This window comes from Streptomyces sp. PA03-1a, from assembly GCF_033792805.1.
Classification (GTDB): domain Bacteria; phylum Actinomycetota; class Actinomycetes; order Streptomycetales; family Streptomycetaceae; genus Actinacidiphila.
In genome coordinates, this window is record NZ_JARAVO010000007.1 from 49,722 (window position 1) to 65,451 (window position 15,730).

The window sequence follows — 15,730 nt, forward strand, 5'->3', positions numbered from 1 at the left end:
CGCCGCACGGGCGGCGGACGCATCACGGCCGACCACGGAACCTCACGCCTCGGGCGACGACCGCCAGACCCAGTTGCGGCGCTCGTACGCCACCTGGAAGCCGAGCCGGAGCATGTTGTGCAGCGAGGAGTTGTGGGTGCCCGGTGCCTCGGCGCCGGTCTCGGCGACCAGCACACCGCAGCCGAGCTCCCGTGCCCTCCTGGCCCGTGCGGCGAGCAGGGCGGTCTGTCCGCCGCGCTTGCGGGCGTGCGGCAGCACCGCACCGGCGAACATCTGGGCCGCGTCGCCGTTGACGTGCATCGTGCCCGTGCCGACGATCTCCCCGTCCAGCCGGGCCGCGAACGGATGCCACCCGGTCCGGCTCGCCGAGGCGGCGGTCATCTGCGCGTAGTGCTCCTCGGGCATGCCGAACGCACGGGTCACCACCGCGCCCCACTCCTGGGCCTGCTCCGGCTCCAGCGGGGCCACCCGGATCCCGGCGGCGGGCCGTCCCAGCGCTTCGGCGCGCGCCACGGCCTCCTCGACCGGGCAGACGAGCTTCACCCAGGACGATCCCGCGGTGATGCCCTCGCGGCCGCGGATGTCGTCCCAGTCCTCGGGCAGGAACGCGGGCGCGATCTGGAGGACGGCCTGCGCGGTCCCCTCCGAGCGGTAGAAGTCGCACACCTCGTGGATGACCTCCGCCGTGACCGGGGTGGTGACGCCGAAGCCGAGGGCCTTGCTCCAGTAGTGGGTGGGGTCGTTGCGCATCGACAGCACGACACCGCCACCGATCCGCGCGGCGTTCATCCCGAGCGCGGCCCGCACGGCTCCGGGCGCCTCCGTCTCGAACCGGTACATCGCCTCGGCCTCGGACCGCTCCGCGACCGCCGGGGGGACCACTGCGTTCATGTGAGGCCTGGCTCTCTTCTCTGGTGCACGTCGCCCGCGGGCCGGAACACGACCCCTGGCGGGGAGGGGCCGCGCGGATCATATATCGACAAAGCGACGCACGGGATTCCCGTCACGGCGCCCGTGTCAGTGCCCTCCGGCACAGCGCCGCGCGCCCTGCCCGCCTCCTGGCGGCACGGGACGGCGGCGTCGACCTCACCGCGGAACGGGGGACACGAGCACGAACGCCCTGCTGTCCGCGCCCGTCCGACCGGGCGGCCCGGCGGCCGTAGACACGCTCACCGAGATTGTCGCGGTCACGGCGCGCCACGGTCGGTGGCGCACCGCCGCCGCCCTCAACGCGCTCGCCACCTTCGGCAGCGCGGACGTGCCGCACCCTCCTCGCACGTCTGTCCTGAACCCGCGGGAACGGCGTCGGCACCGAAGGGACGCGCGTCACCCCATGTGGTGCGCGTGTTCCCCGCCGGAGGACGTCTTCGCGCCGCTCCTCCCGGAGTTCGCCGCGCCCGCGGGGTGGTCCGGGTGGTGCGGTTCGTAGCCCGGGATCGTGCCGTCGGGCTTGGCGACGAGGAACAGACCGGCCATTCCCATGTCGGAGTGGCTCTGGACGTGGCAGTGGTACATCCACGCGCCGGCGCCGACGTGTTCGCCCGCGATGATCTGGAAGCCGAAGGAGTCCGCCGGTCCGGTGATCTTGTTGTCGATCACCCGGCTGGGGTCGTCGGGTCCGGTCAGCAGGCCCGTCCTGTTGTCGGCCCAGCGGTGACCGTGCATGTGGAACGTGTGGTAGTACTCGCCGTGCGTGATCATGACGATCTCGACGCGGTCGCCCACCGTCGCCTCGAAGTTCGGGGTGTCGGCGCCGGACCTGTTGTTGATCGTCATGTCGTTGAAGACGATCGTGAACTGCTTGTCCGGCAGGATGTCGCCCTTCCTGCGCACGACGACCGGCCCGTAGAGGCCCTTGCGGATCCCGCCCGTTCCGTGGTCGGTGCCCACGACGTGGTCGTGGTAGTGCCAGTAGCCCGCGCTGCCCGGCCGCCACGTGCCGTCCTTGCGCCGGCCCGGGGCGTGGGTGCGCCAGGTGTACGTCCGCGTGCCGCCCGGCTCGACGTGGCTGCGGGTCATCCGGGTGCCGTCGCTGGCGATGTCGTAGTCCATGCCGTGGACGTGGAGGCTGGCGTCCACGTCCGAGGCGTTCTCGAACTCGATGTGCAGGGTGTCGCCCTCGACCAGCTCGATCAGCGGGCCGGGCACGGTGGCCTTGCCCTTCTCCAGGCCGTACCCCATCCGGCCGTTCGGCAACGTCTCGGCGTAGAGCTTGAGGTGGCGCACCTGGCCGCCGGCCGGTGCGGTGGGCGGTGAGGGCTCCGCGGAGGAAGCCGAGGGGGCGGAGGCCACCGCCAGCGAGGCCGTCCCGGTGGCGGCGACCACGCCACCGGCCAGCAGCCGCCGGTTGAAACTCCTTCTGTCCAAAGCCATACCGGTCTCTCCAGTGCCGTGAGGAGACGGTCGGGGCGCGAGGGTCCCCGGGGACGGCCACACGGTAGACCAGGGATCTCCGTTTATCCACACCCAGGACAAAGTTGGTGAGATTCCGTCCATAGCTGTTGGCGGACCGTCAAAAGCCGTCTAGCTTCAGGCGCTGTTGCTGTGACCTACGAAGGTGGGTGAACGATGCAGAGCGCACCACATCACCGGTCGAGATCCCGGCGAGGCGCGGCCGCGGTCCTGGTGACCGGGACCCTGGCGGCATCCCTGCTGGGTGGTACCACCGCCTCGGCCAGACCGTATCCGGAGCCGGTGCCGACAACGTTATCCCTGCCGTCCCCACCGGGCGGCAAGAACGTCAAGGTCCTGGTGTTCCACGCCTCGGCCACCGAGGAGTCCCCGACCGTCGACGCGGGCATCGAGGCGATCGAGGCGATCGGCCTGACCGGGCCCGCGGCCCAGCGCTACAAGACCGTCGCGACCGACGACGCCTCGGTCTTCACCAACGCCAAGCGCCTGGGCACCTTCAACGCGGTCGTCTTCCTGACCGGGGGCGGCGATGTGCTCGACCCCGAGCAGGAGGCCGGCCTGGAGGCCTACATGGAGGCCGGTGGCGGCTTCCTCGGCATCCACGACGCGGCGCGCACCGAACCGTACTCCGACTGGTTCGCCGGCCTGATCGGCGCCCGGCCCGCGGCCACCAACCCGGCCGCCGTCCAGCGCGCCGTCGTCGAGATCCCCGACCGGACCAATCCGGCCACGAAGGACCTGCCGCTGGAGTGGAAGCGGCCCGACAAGTGGCTCAACTGGGCGAGCAACCCGACCGGCAAGGTGCACACCGTGGCCAAGGTCAGGGAGAGCAGCTACAAGCCGGGAACCGGCGCCAACGGCGTCGACCACCCCGTCTCCTGGTGCCGTGACTACGACGGCGGCCGGTCCTTCTACACCGGGATGGGCGGTACGGCGGATTCGTTCGCCGAGACCGACTTCCGCGACCACCTGCGCGGCGCCCTGCAGTGGACCACCCGGCTCTCACGCGCCGACTGCAAGGCGACGATCGACGCCAACTACAGCGCGGTGAAGGTCACCCAGCCCAACCAGCCCGGCCAGCAGGACCAGATCGGCGAACCGCACGGCATGGTCGTCGCCCCCGACGGACGGGTGCTGTACATCGGCCGCGGCGGCGGTGCCAACGGCGCGCCGGTCGTGACCGACTGGAACAGCCCCGACATGGGCAAGGGTCTCGGCCAGGTCCACGTCTACGACCCGGCGACGAAGAAGGTGACCCTCGCGGGCGCCCTGACCGTCTTCGGCAACAAGGGCGGCGGCGACGAACTCACCAAGGTCGAGGAGGGGCTGCTCGGCATCGAGCTCGACCCCGCCTTCGAGACCAACGGCTGGGTGTACCTCCACTACACCCCGCACTCCGGTCTCGACCGCGACAAGCACGTCGCGGAGCGGCGCGTCTCCCGCTTCACGCTGGACCTCGCCACCGACAAGCTGGACCTCGCCTCCGAGAAGGTCCTGCTCAAGTGGCCCGTCCAGGTCCACAGCTGCTGCCACGCCGGCGGCGGGATGGCCTGGGACTCCAAGGGCAACCTGTACATCGCGACCGGTGACAACAACTCGTCCGGGTTCAGCGACGGTTACTCCGGCAACAACCCACAGCCCAACTTCAAGGGCCTGTCCTTCGCCGACGCCCGCCGCACCGCGGGCAACACCAACAACCTCAACGGCAAGATCCTGCGCATCCACCCGGAGCCGGACGGCACCTACACCCTGCCCGAGGGCAACCTCTTCACCGGCAAGGAGCAGGACGAGGGCGGCGGCAAGACCCGCGGCGAGATCTACGTCATGGGCGTGCGCAACCCGGCGCGGATCTCCGTCGACAAGAAGACCGACGTCCTCTACGCGGGCTGGGTCGGCCCCGACGCGGGCGCACCGAGCACGACCTGGGGACCGGCGAAGTACGACACGTTCGCCGCGATCACCAAGGCCGGCAACCACGGCTGGCCGTTCTGCATGGGCAACAAGCAGCCCTACAGGGACCGCAACCTGCCGGACCCGGGCAAGCCGCTGGGCTGGTACGACTGCGACGCCCCCAAGAACGAGTCGCCGAACAACGACGGACTGGTGAACCTCCCGCCCGTCACCGGCAACACCATCTGGTACTCCCCGCAGGGCGGCGCCCCCGACTTCCCCCGGGACGCCAATGGGGTCCCGAGCTACAAGAACGAGGAGGCCACCTACCTCCTGCCGTGGCTCAAGGGCGGCGGCCAGGCCGCCATGGACGGCCCGGTCTACCGCTACGACGCCACGACCGCGGGCGCCGGCGCGTGGCCGCAGTACTGGGACGGCAAGTGGTTCGTCGGCGACTTCTACGACGCGGACAATCCGCGTCACGCGGTGCTGACCGACCCCAAGACCGTCGGCAAGGGCGGGCTGCCCGTCACCGCCGAGTCCCTGAAGAAGATCATCCCGGTCGGCCAGGGCGGCATCCGCAACCTCATGGACTGGAAGTTCGCCCCGGACGGCTCGCTCTACGTCCTCGACTACGGGCGCGGCTTCTTCACCTCCGACTCCCAGTCCGCGCTGTGGCGCGTGACGTACACGGGCGGCGCGGCGACCCCCGCCGCGCAGGACCTGGTCAGGAAGGCGGCACAGTGAGACAGCGACCTCTACGCCCCCTGGCGGCCCTGCTGGGCGCGCTGCTGATGGTGCTGGGGCTCACCTCGACGGTCGCCTACGGGCGCACCGACGACCGTGCGGCGGCCGGCGGGACCACGGCCGCCGCCCAGGTGCTCACCTGGACGGCGAGCTCACGCACCGACCAGTACGCGAGCTTCCCGACCACGGCGGTCGCCGGGCCGACGACGCTCGTCTTCGAGAACAGCGCGGCGACCGGCAACGACATCGGCATGCCGCACACGCTCACCTTCGACGTGTCGGACCCCGAGTACAACCATGACGTCCCGGTCAACATCCTGGCCAACCCGGGCGACGACAGCGGCGGCCGGCACACCGTCGACGTCACCCTCACACCCGGGCGCTACCGCTTCTTCTGCAGCATCCCCGGCCACGGCCAGATGCAGGGCATCCTCACGGTGACCGAGCCCGGCGGCGAGGACACCACCGCGCCCACCACCGCGGCCGAGGTCACGGGCCAGAAGAACGCCGACGGCGCCTACGTCGGCTCCGCCACGGTCACCGTCAGCGCGACCGACGACGGATCCGGTGTGAAGACGGTGGAGTACGCGATCGGCCAGGACGGCCCGTGGCAGCCGTACACCACACCGCTGGTCGTCGACCAGGTCGGCGCCCACGCCGTCCGCTACCGCGCCACCGACCAGGCGGGCAACGTCGCCGCCGAGAAGTCCGTCGCCTTCGACGTGGTCGCGCCGCCGACCGACGACACCACCGCGCCGGAGACCTCGGCCACCGTGAGCGGCGAGAAGGACGCCGACGGCAACTACCTGACGATGGCCACGGTCACCGTCACCGCCTCGGACACCGGGTCGGGCGTCAACACCATCGAGTACGCGGTCGGCGCCACCGGCGCCTGGCAGACCTACACCGCGCCGGTGATGGTGCACCAGGTCGGCTCGCACACCGTCCGCTACCGCGCCGCCGACAAGGCGGGCAACGCGTCGGCCGAGAAGTCCGTCGCGTTCACCGTCGTGGCGCCGCCCACCCAGGACACCACCGCGCCGGAGACCTCGGCGACCGTGACCGGCACCAGGAATTCCAATGGCGCGTACATCACCAGCGCCAAGGTCACCGTCACCGCCACCGATGCGGGCTCCGGGGTGGACCGGATCGAGTACTCCCTCGACGGCGGCCCGTACCTCGTGTACTCCGCCCCCGTCATCGTCGACCGGATCGGCTCCCACACGCTCGCCTACCGCGCCACGGACAAGGCGGGCAACACCGCGACGGCGCGCGAGGTGACCTTCACCATCGCGCAGGGCGGCGGCGTCCCGGCGCCCAACTGCCCGGAGTACGACGAGCGGCTGACCGTCATCGTCGGCACCGTGGACTCGGGCGTGCCGAACCGGCTCACCCGCAGCCGCTGCACCATCAACGAGCTGATCGAGGACGAGAAGGACTGGTCCTCGCACGCCCTGTTCCTCAAGCACGTCGACGGCGTGCTCGACCGGCTGCTCGCCGACAACGTCATCGACCAGCGCGAGTTCAACAAGATCACCAAGGCCGCCAAGCAGTCGAAGATCGGCAAGCCCGGCCAGACGCAGGGCTACCGCGACCTGTTCGACGGCACCGAGGCCTCCCTGGCGAAGTGGGAGCAGGTCGGTGGCGGCCGCTTCACCCTCTCCGGCGACGGCGCCATCACCAGCAGCACCACCGTCCCCGGCATGGGCATGCTGTGGTTCCCGGAGCGGAAGTACGGCGACTTCTCGCTCAAGCTCCAGTTCCGCGACGACGCCCCGGGCACCGGCAACGCCAACGGCGGTGTCTTCATCCGCTTCCCGGACGTACACGACCACCCCGAGGAGTCCCGTCCCGAGTGGGTCGCCATCAACTACGGGCACGAGATCCAGATCCTCGACCGCCCCGACGGTGACATGTACAAGACCGGCTCCGTCTACGGCTTCGACCGCGTGGGCCTCGGCGGCGCCGGCGTGACCCCGAAGGGCACCTGGAACGACTACGAGATCCGCGCCGAGGGCCAGCACTTCACGGTCCTGCGCAACGGCGTCGTCATCAACGAGTTCGACAACGTCGGCGGCCAGGTCTTCACCCCGCCGCGCGACGGGGACCCGGGCACTGACGGCCGGCGCTACGCCACCGGCTACATCGGCCTCCAGGTCCACAGCACGACGGACGTGATCTCCTACCGCGACATCCGCATCAAGCAGTTGTGATCCGCCGTCCCTGACCGCTCCCCGGGCCCTCCCCGCACCCGCGGGGAGGGCCCACCGCGTCATCCGGGCACCCGGTCCCGGGACCGGTCCTCATCTGGGCACGGCATCGCCCCGAGCGATAGAACCGTGCCATGCCACGTTTCGAGGTCACTTCGATAGGTACGGTCCGGAACGACCGGACGGACGTCCAGCACACGGACAACTGGGGTGCCGTCCGGAGCACGATCACCATCGACGAGCGCTTCGGTGAGGCGTGCCTGCAGGGTCTGGAGGGCTTCTCCCACGTGGAGGTCCTCTTCGTCTTCGACCGGTTCCCCGAGAGCGACGACCACCGCGAACCCCGCCCCTACCGCGGCCGCTCCGACCTCCCGCCCGTCGGTGTCTTCGCCGGCCGCGGCCCCCGCAGGCCGAACCGCATCGGGGTGACGTGCTGCTCCATCGAATCGGTCCACGGCCGTGAACTGACGGTGCTGGGCCTTGACGCGGTCTCCGGCACCCCGGTCATCGACCTGAAGCCGGCGATGGTGGAGTTCCGCGCGGTGGACGTCAAGCAGCCGGAATGGGTCAGCGACCTGATGTCGGAGTACTTCCAGCCGTAGACGGCGCGAGGAGGTCGTGGGCGAGGGTGTCCAGGACCCAGGTGAGTTCATGGCGGCTGAGCGGACCGGCCGGCAGGGCCCGTACGCCGTGGGCGGCGCCGAGGAGGGCGCCGGTGAGGGAGGCGACGGACGCGCCGTCAGGCGCGGCGGCGGCGAAGTGGAGTGCGTCGCCGATCTGGTGCCGGTGGGGGAAGGAAGCGGCGCAGTAGAGGGCGCCGCGCAGCGCTGAGGGAGCGGTCGCGTCCGGGGCGAGGGCGGCGAGCCGTCGCGGGTCGGCCGGGTCGTCGGTGGCCTGCCGGTACGCCGTGTGGAGGCGGCCGGGTTCGCCCGTGTCGCCGAGGGCGTCCAGGCCGGCCCGCAGGGCGAGGTGGAGTTGCGACTGCTCGGCGAACAGGGGCTCCTGGGCTTCCGTGGTGCCGGTCAGGCAGTGGTGGAGCAGCACGGTCGCGTGGGCCGCCGCGGGGTGGGCGGCGATCTCGCCTGCCCAGGCGGCCGCTTGGGCCGGGCCGTGCGTAGCGCCGGCGACGGCGACGGGGAGGACGGCGCGGAGGTCGGCGCGGAGGTCGGTGGCGAGGAAGTCCGGCTCCTTGCCGCGCGGTTCGGCCAGCGCGGGGACGCGAGCGAGCCAGCCGCCGGGCTGGTGGCCGCCTGCGTCCTGGAGGGCTTCCCGTCGGCCGTGGGCGCGCTGCACGGCTGACGGGAGATGACCGGCACCGTGCCGGGCACCGGTCCGTGCGCGGATGATGCCTTCGACGGTGAAGCAGGCCAGTTGGGTGCCGGCACCGGCCCTCAGCGGGCCGCGGTCCGGCAGCGTGCCCTGGGCGGAGCCCAGCGTGTCGCCCAGGGCCAGGCCGAGCAGCAGCCCGCGCACGCGGGACAGTGCGTACCCCGGCAGTGGCGGTCGTTCGCTCTCGTGCTCCGGCTGCTCCTCGGGGTCGGTGCTGTCGATGCCGTCGGCGGCGTCCTCCTCCGGGGAGGCGTCGCGCGCCGCCGGCACGGCCGCCGCGGGGGCTTGCGTGCCGTGCGCGGTGGCCGGGGCGGGTGCCGCGGTCAGTGCCCGTACGGCGTGGCGCAGTTCGGGGTGGGCCGGCACCGGGAGCGCCCCACCCGGCGCCCCGCCGGCGAGATGGCTGTAGACGGCGGCGACGGCGGCGGTCCGGCTCTGCCCGGCCGAGGAGTGGAGCAGGACCTTCTTGCCCGCGCGCCGCAGCCGCAGCACCTGCCGGGCGGCCTGGTCCAGCACGAAGGCGAGGTTGGCGTTGTCTCCCGTGCCGTCCCGCAGCCACACCCGTATGTGCTCCACGTCGGCGCCGGGCAGCACGGGCGCCGTTCCCGTACGGCACAGCGACACCACCGCGTCGGCCGTGACCGGCCCGGCGCCCTGGGCCAGGGCCAGGTTGCCCAGCATCACACCGGGGTCGTGCGGGTGGGTGACGGCGAGGCCGGCGGGGGAGTGGGAAGGCAGTGGCACGCGCGGTGCCGAGGGCCAGCCGTCATCGTCGTCGGCCCCGTCCCTGGCGGTGAGGACCGCGAGCCGTACCAGGTCGGGCCCGCTCAGGCCGGGCCAGCCGTGGACGGCCCGCTGCCAGTCCAGGGGGATGCCGGAGCAGCCCCAGCGCGCGCCGAGCAGGGCGCCGGCGATCGCCGCGACGGTGTCGGTGTCGTGGCCGGCCCGCACCGCGGCCGCCAGCGCCTGCCGCAGGTGCGCCGCGGGGAAACGGCCCTTTCCGGGGTCGAGTTCGGGTACGGGCGTACGGGTGATCGCCGACCAGGCCGCCTGGAGCGCCCGGACGACCCAGCCGTTGTCGGCGAAGTGCCCGGGCGGCGCGGCCTCCGCCTCGTCCAGCCGCTTCGCCCACGTGTCCCGCCGTACGGCCGGGAGGAGGTCGAGCCCGGCCCGCACACCGTCGAAGGTGCCGTGCAGCACGGCGGTGCGGATGCCGGAGCACCACAGGACGCAGGCGTCGGCGCAGTCGGGGTCCGGGTGGGTGAGGGAGCTGACCGCGGTGGCGGCCTCGGCCATCGCGGCGGCGTCCCCGAGGTGTGCGAGGGCGACGATCCCGGTGCGCATCAGCGAGCCGTTCCCCGCGGTGAGCCGGTGCCCGGCGGCGTACCGGCGGGCGGCCTCCCGCAGCGCCTCCGCCGGGCTTCCGGGCAGCGCTTCGGCGGCGCCCAGCACGGAGCGGGTCTGGGCGCCGACGTCACTGGCCCCGCCGTCCACCCAGTGCCGGAAGCCGGCGGCGATCGCGTCCAGGGCCCCGGGGCTGCGCAGGTCCGCCCCGGTCGCCGCGACCTGGGCGACGCACACCTGCATCTGGGTGTCGTCGGAGTACTCGCCGGGCCGGTACGGCCCGAGACCGCCGCCGATCATGCCCGGCTGCTGGTCCTCGCGCAGGGTCGCCTTGAACTCGTAGGGCACCCCCAGCGCGTCACCGACGGCCGCACCGAGCAGCACCCCGGCCGCGCGGTCGATGCCCCGGGCGTCGAGGCGGGGGCTGGAGGCGCGGGTCATGGCGGGTCAGCCTGGCACGTCGGCCTGCCTGTTCTCAAGGCGACGCCGTGGGGCGCGCAGGAGCGTCCGATCCGACGGGTCGTCAGCTAGCGTGGAAGCGTGATCAGGCAAGCCACCGGGGAACGCCGCGCGCGGAGCGCGTACGTCGCGGCGTCGGGCGTGTTCGCGGTCGGCATGGCGGGCACCACGCTGCCGACACCGCTGTACGGGCTCTACCGGGAACAGATCGGCTTCTCCGAACTGGTCGTCACGGTGGTCTTCGCGGTCTACGCGATCGGGGTGATCGCCGCGTTGCTGGTTGCCGGGGACTTCTCCGACGTCCTCGGCCGGCGCCCGGTGCTGTTCGCAGCGCTGGGCCTGTCGCTGCTGAGCGCGGTGTGCTTCCTCTTCGAGAGCGGCCTGCCGCTGCTGTTCGCGGGGCGGCTGCTGTCGGGGTTCTCGGCCGGTCTGCTCAGCGGGGCCGCGACGGCCGCGGTGCTCGAACTGGCGCCCCCGGACCGGCGCGCACGCGCGGGTCTCGCGGCCACCGCCGCCAACATGGGCGGCCTCGGCTGCGGGCCGCTGCTGTCGGGGGTCCTGGCGCAGTACGCGCCGTGGCCCCTCCGGCTGCCCTTCCTGGTGCACATCGTCCTGCTGCTGGCGGCCTACGCCGTCGCGCGTGCCCTGCCCGAGACGGTGGCGGTGCGCAGCCCGCGTCCCCCGCTGCGCCCTCAGGGCATGGTCGTCCCTCCGCCGACGCGGGCGGCGTTCATCCCCGCCGGGCTGGCGGCGTTCGCCGGTTTCTCCCTGCTCGGCCTGTTCACGGCGGTGGCGCCGAGCTTCCTCGCCATGACGCTGGGGGAGCGCAACCTGGCCGTCGACGGCCTCGTCGTCTTCTCCGTGTTCTGCGCTTCCACCGCCGGGCAGATGCTGATGGGACGTCTGGGCGTCCGGCGCGCACTGCCGACCGGATGCCTGGCGCTCACGGCCGGCATGGCCGTGGTCGCGGCCTCGCTGGTGGTGGAGTCCCTGCCGGTACTGGTGGTGGGTGCCCTGGTCGGCGGCCTCGGGCAGGGCATGTCGTTCCGCGCAGGCCTGACCGGCGTGAGCGCGGTGGCCCCCGACGAGCACCGCGGCGCGACGATCTCGGCCTTCTTCGTCGCCGCCTACGTCGGCATCTCCGTACCGGTGGTCGGGGTCGGCGCGCTCAGCCTGGCGCTCGGACTGCGGGACGCGGGCGTGGTCTTCGCGCTGTACGTGATCCTGGTGTCAGCCGCCGTCGGCGTCTTCCTGCTGCGCCGGCCGCTGCGTACGCGGTGACGTGACGGAGGCCGCGCAGCGCATGTGCGGCACCGGTACCCTGCCCCGCACCGGCACCTGACTCCGCGCTTCGCCCCGAGCCCCGCTCCACGACACAGCGCCTCAAGTGACATGCGCTACCTCGCTGTTCGAGGCTGTCAAGATCTGTTCGAAATCTCAGGGATGTGATCGTATTCGCCCAGGAAAACGCAAGGAGGAACAGTGCTGTTCACCACGGCCCGAAGAACGGGCTTGGCGGCTCTGGGCACCGCCACCGCCGTACTCGTCACTCTCCTGAGCCCCGCGTCGGCGGGGGCGGCCGCGTCCGCCGCACCGCCGGAAGGGCCGCCGGCCCCCGCCGGGGGCCAGGTGAAGACCGTGACCCTCATCACCGGGGACAAGGTCGTCGTCACCCCGGGGACCGGCGGCGGGCGGGACTCGCTGACCGTCGAGCGCCGTCCCGGGGCCGCCGGTTCGGTGCGCATCGTCACCGAGGCGGGCGACACCTACGTCTACCCGGACGACGCGCTCGCGTACGTGGCAGCGGACCGCCTCGACAAGCGCCTGTTCAACGTCACCGGGCTGATAGCGCAGGGCTACGACGACGCGCACGCCCCGCGGCTGCCCCTGATCGTCACCGGCGGGAACCACGCCGCCCTCCGCCGCGGCGGCAGCGCCCTGCCCGGTGCGGAGACCCGCCGCGACCTGCCCTCCGTCGGCGGCGCTGCCCTCGCGGCCGACCGGTCGGAAGCGGCCGACGCCTGGGCCGCGCTCACCGCGGGCGGCACCGGCCCCTCCGGGCGGGAGGCGACCGGGTCCCGCCGTGCCGCCGCGGCCCCGTCGTTCACCGGCGGCATCGACAAGATCTGGCTGGACGGCAGGACGAAGGCGACGCTCGCCGACACCACGGCCCAGATCGGTGCGCCGCAGGTCTGGGAGTCGGGGGACACCGGCTCCGGCGTCAAGGTCGCGGTGCTGGACACCGGCGCCGACACCGGGCACCCGGACCTGAGGGACCGGATCGTCAGCACCCGCAGTTTCGTTCCCGACCAGGACGTGCCGGACGGCAGCGGCCACGGGACCCACGTCGCCTCCACCGTCGCCGGCACCGGCGCGGCGTCGGACGGCAAGGAGAAGGGCGTGGCCCCCGGCGCCGACCTGGTGGTCGGCAAGGTGCTCGGCAACCGCGGCGAGGGACAGGAGTCCTGGGTCATCGGCGGCATGGAGTGGGCCGCGCGCACGGAGCACGCCAGGGTCGTCAACATGAGCCTGGGCAGCGCCGAGCCGAGCGACGGAACCGACCTGATGAGCCGGAGCCTCAACGCTCTGAGCGCCGAGACGGGCACGCTGTTCGTCGTCGCCGCCGGCAACAGCGGCCGGGGGTCCACGCCGTACACCATCGGTTCCCCGGCCGCCGCCGACGCCGCGCTGACCGTGGGCGCGGTCGGCCCCTCCGACGACCTCGCGTTCTTCTCCAGCGTCGGACCGCGCGTCGGCGACGAGGGCGTCAAGCCCGACCTGACGGCCCCGGGCGTGGACGTCCTGGCCGCCCGGTCGCAGTACGCGAGCGGGGGAGAGGGCCCCTACACCACGATGAGCGGGACCTCGATGGCCTCCCCGCACGTCGCGGGCGCCGCGGTCCTGCTGGCGCAGCGGCATCCCGACTGGCCGGGCAGCCGGTTGAAGGACGCCCTGATGAGCACCAGCAAGGCGACGCCGTACCTGACCGCCTACCAGGGCGGTTCGGGACGCGTCGACGTCGCGGCCGCGGTCCGCGCCCGGGTCACGGCGACCGGATCGGTCTTCCGCTTCCTCCGGTGGCCGAACGGCGGCACCGGCCCCGTCACGCAGGGGATCACGTACACCAACTCCGGTGACGAGCCGGTGACGTTGCGCCTCGCGGTGGAGGCGGGTGCCCCGGACGACGGCGTGTTCTCCCTCTCCGCCGACCAGGTCACCGTGCCGGCCCACGGCAGCACCGCGGTGGAGGTCGGCGCCGACCCCTCCGGCCTCGCACGGGGCGACCACACCGCCCAGGTCGTCGCCCGCGACGCCACCGGTGCGGCGGTCGCCCACACGGTCGCCGGCATCGGCCTCGAGCCGGAGCGGTACGACCTCGGCATCACCATGAAGGACCGCTCGGGCGAGCCGATGAGCGGCTGGATCCACCTCAAGGGCGCCCTCAGCAGGTCCACCACCGCCTACGAGATCCCGGCGAGCGGGGAGCTGACCCTGCGTCTGCCCGCCGACACCTACACGGTGGTGTCGTACGCGGACGTCGTGGGCACCCACGGCCCGAGTTCCCGGGGCATCGCCCTGCTGAGCGCCCCCGAGGTGGACCTGACCGCGGACCGGCAGGTCGTCCTCGACGCCTCCAAGGCGCATCAGGTGCGGGCCGTCACACCGAAGCCCACCACGCTGGTGAACACCCGGCTGGACTTCTTCCGCTCCTTCACCTCCACCGAACCCAGCCCCGGTGACTACGGCGCGGTCAGGGAGAACGTGATCGTCGGCCCGGGCTACGACAGCGTCTGGGCCCAGCCGACCGGCGCCAGGGTACGGCACGGCAGCTTCGTGTTCGCCACCCGCCTGCGGGCCCAGCAGACGCCGCTCGACCTGTCCTACGACGGCGGCAGGATCGACGACGCGCTCGCCCAGGAGGGAAGCGCCGCCCTGCCCGACGGCACGTCGACGCCGGACGCGGTGTTCGCGGGCGCCGGTTCGGCCGAGGAGTTCGCCACGGCGCGAGCCCGCGGCAAGGTCGCCGTGGTCCGCCACAGCACCGAGGTCGCGCCCTCGGCGCAGGCGTCGGCCGCGAAGGCGGCGGGCGCGAGAGCGCTGCTCGTGGTCAACGACGGAGTGGGGCGGCTGGCCACCTGGTACGGGTCGCCGGACTACACCACCGACTCGGACGTGCCCGTGGTGTCGGTGACCAAGGACGAGGGTGAGGCACTGATCGCGAGGATCGCCTCGGCGCGCGAGCACCGGGTCGGACTCCGGGTGGCGGCCCACCCGTCCCCCTCGTACCTGTACGACCTGGTCAAGTACCACGCGGGCGCCGTGCCCTCGGACGTGGCCTACCGGGCCGACCCGGACCGGCTGGCGCGCGTCGACGTCGACTTCGCCCAGCCGCGAGGCAAGCAGGCCCTGGAGCGCAGGACGGACTACCCGGCGTACGAGTGGGCCGCGGGGTACTCCTTCGGACTCGAGCCCATGGCACCCGGACGGCGTACCGACTGGGTGACCGCGGGCGAGGACGCCACATGGCAGCAGACCGCGTCGGTCAGCGGCTGGGTGGGCGCGACGAACAGCCCCACGTCCTACCGGCCGGGCAGCGTCCAGCAGGAGCGGTGGCTCGGCCCGGTCCTGCGGCCGCGCATGTCCGACGGCGACTCCCAGGTGCGGGACGACACCTCCCTCTCGCTGGTCGTCCCGGGCTGGAGTGACTCGGGAGCCCCGCACACGGGCTCCGCGGGAACCGAGACGATGACCGCGCGCACCTCACTGCTCCAGGGCGGCACCACGCTGCTGACGACCGACAGCGCCTACGTCAACGCCTTCGACCTGCCGGCCGAGTCGCTGCCGTACCGCCTCGTCGTCGACACCGCGGGTGATCCGGCGCTGAGCCCGTACTCGTCGAAGACCCACACGCAGTGGGACTTCGTCTCGGGCAAGGCGCAGTCCGGGACCGTGCCGCTGGTCCAACTCGACTACGGAACGGAACTCGACGCCGCAGGCAGGGCACGCCGCACGCAGGAGGTCTCGATCACCCCCTCGGTGCTCGGCACGTCCGCGAAGGACGCGGTGTCCTCGGTCCGGCTCGAGGTCTCCTACGACGACGGAGCGTCCTGGCACCGCCAGGACCTGAAGGTCCGTCAGGGATCCTGGCGGGCCACCCTGCACGCCCCCTCCTCGGCCGCGTTCGTGTCGCTGCGCACCAGCGCCACGGCACGCGCCGGGGGATCGGTCGCGCAGACCGTCATCCGGGCCTTCGGCCTGAAGTGACGCCCGGGGGCCGGTGCCGCGCACACGCCGCGGCACCGGCCCCGCGGGCCCCGGCGTCCGGCCGGGCGCTTTCG

At 72.8% G+C, this 15,730-nt stretch carries 8 protein-coding genes; 5 read left to right on the top strand and 3 right to left on the bottom strand.

Annotation, left to right across the window (positions count from 1 at the left end):
• Positions 1 to 42 precede the first annotated feature (42 nt).
• Both PV341_RS02895 and PV341_RS02900 read right to left on the bottom strand, forming a co-directional pair.
• Positions 43 to 891: a GNAT family N-acetyltransferase gene (locus PV341_RS02895; protein ID WP_500356588.1), complete on the bottom strand. Its 849-nt coding sequence runs from the start codon at positions 889 to 891 to the stop codon at positions 43 to 45.
• A gap of 435 nt (positions 892 to 1,326) precedes the next feature.
• Positions 1,327 to 2,367, bottom strand: a complete 1,041-nt coding sequence (locus PV341_RS02900; RefSeq protein WP_500356602.1) for a multicopper oxidase domain-containing protein — start codon at positions 2,365 to 2,367, stop codon at positions 1,327 to 1,329.
• A gap of 201 nt (positions 2,368 to 2,568) precedes the next feature.
• Between PV341_RS02900 and PV341_RS02905 the strand changes: the two genes are divergently transcribed.
• From PV341_RS02905 to PV341_RS02915, 3 genes are all read left to right on the top strand, one after another.
• Positions 2,569 to 5,049: a ThuA domain-containing protein gene (locus PV341_RS02905; RefSeq protein ID WP_500356590.1), complete on the top strand. Its 2,481-nt coding sequence runs from the start codon at positions 2,569 to 2,571 to the stop codon at positions 5,047 to 5,049.
• A 47-nt stretch (positions 5,050 to 5,096) separates the two neighbouring features.
• Complete coding sequence (locus PV341_RS02910; RefSeq protein ID WP_500356604.1) at positions 5,097 to 7,262, top strand: OmpL47-type beta-barrel domain-containing protein; 2,166 nt, start codon at positions 5,097 to 5,099, stop codon at positions 7,260 to 7,262.
• A gap of 131 nt (positions 7,263 to 7,393) precedes the next feature.
• Positions 7,394 to 7,861: an SAM-dependent methyltransferase gene (locus PV341_RS02915; protein WP_500323685.1), complete on the top strand. Its 468-nt coding sequence runs from the start codon at positions 7,394 to 7,396 to the stop codon at positions 7,859 to 7,861.
• Here the strand turns inward: PV341_RS02915 and PV341_RS02920 are convergent.
• Positions 7,827 to 10,373, bottom strand: coding sequence for an ADP-ribosylglycohydrolase family protein (locus tag PV341_RS02920; protein ID WP_500356592.1), 2,547 nt, complete (start codon positions 10,371 to 10,373; stop codon positions 7,827 to 7,829). The two genes, PV341_RS02915 and PV341_RS02920, sit on opposite strands and share 35 nt — an antisense overlap.
• Positions 10,374 to 10,547: 174 nt before the next feature.
• Here PV341_RS02920 and PV341_RS02925 point away from each other — a divergent pair, with 174 nt between their 5' ends.
• Together PV341_RS02925 and PV341_RS02930 are read left to right on the top strand one after the other, a co-directional pair.
• Positions 10,548 to 11,672, top strand: coding sequence for an MFS transporter (locus PV341_RS02925; protein ID WP_500323720.1), 1,125 nt, complete (start codon positions 10,548 to 10,550; stop codon positions 11,670 to 11,672).
• A 201-nt stretch (positions 11,673 to 11,873) separates the two neighbouring features.
• Positions 11,874 to 15,656 (top strand): S8 family serine peptidase, encoded by a 3,783-nt coding sequence (locus PV341_RS02930; RefSeq protein WP_500356594.1) that lies wholly within the window; start codon positions 11,874 to 11,876, stop codon positions 15,654 to 15,656.
• Positions 15,657 to 15,730: the final 74 nt, after the last annotated feature.

Excerpts from the sequence above, each read along its gene's own strand:
- PV341_RS02895 (WP_500356588.1), bottom strand. The coding sequence starts at position 891 with ATGAACGCAGTGGTCCCCCCGGCGGTCGCGGAGCGGTCCGAGGCCGAG.
- PV341_RS02905 (WP_500356590.1), top strand. The coding sequence starts at position 2,569 with ATGCAGAGCGCACCACATCACCGGTCGAGATCCCGGCGAGGCGCGGCC.
- PV341_RS02910 (WP_500356604.1), top strand. The coding sequence starts at position 5,097 with ATGGTGCTGGGGCTCACCTCGACGGTCGCCTACGGGCGCACCGACGAC.
- PV341_RS02915 (WP_500323685.1), top strand. The coding sequence starts at position 7,394 with ATGCCACGTTTCGAGGTCACTTCGATAGGTACGGTCCGGAACGACCGG.
- PV341_RS02920 (WP_500356592.1), bottom strand. The coding sequence starts at position 10,373 with ATGACCCGCGCCTCCAGCCCCCGCCTCGACGCCCGGGGCATCGACCGC.
- PV341_RS02925 (WP_500323720.1), top strand. The coding sequence starts at position 10,548 with ATGGCGGGCACCACGCTGCCGACACCGCTGTACGGGCTCTACCGGGAA.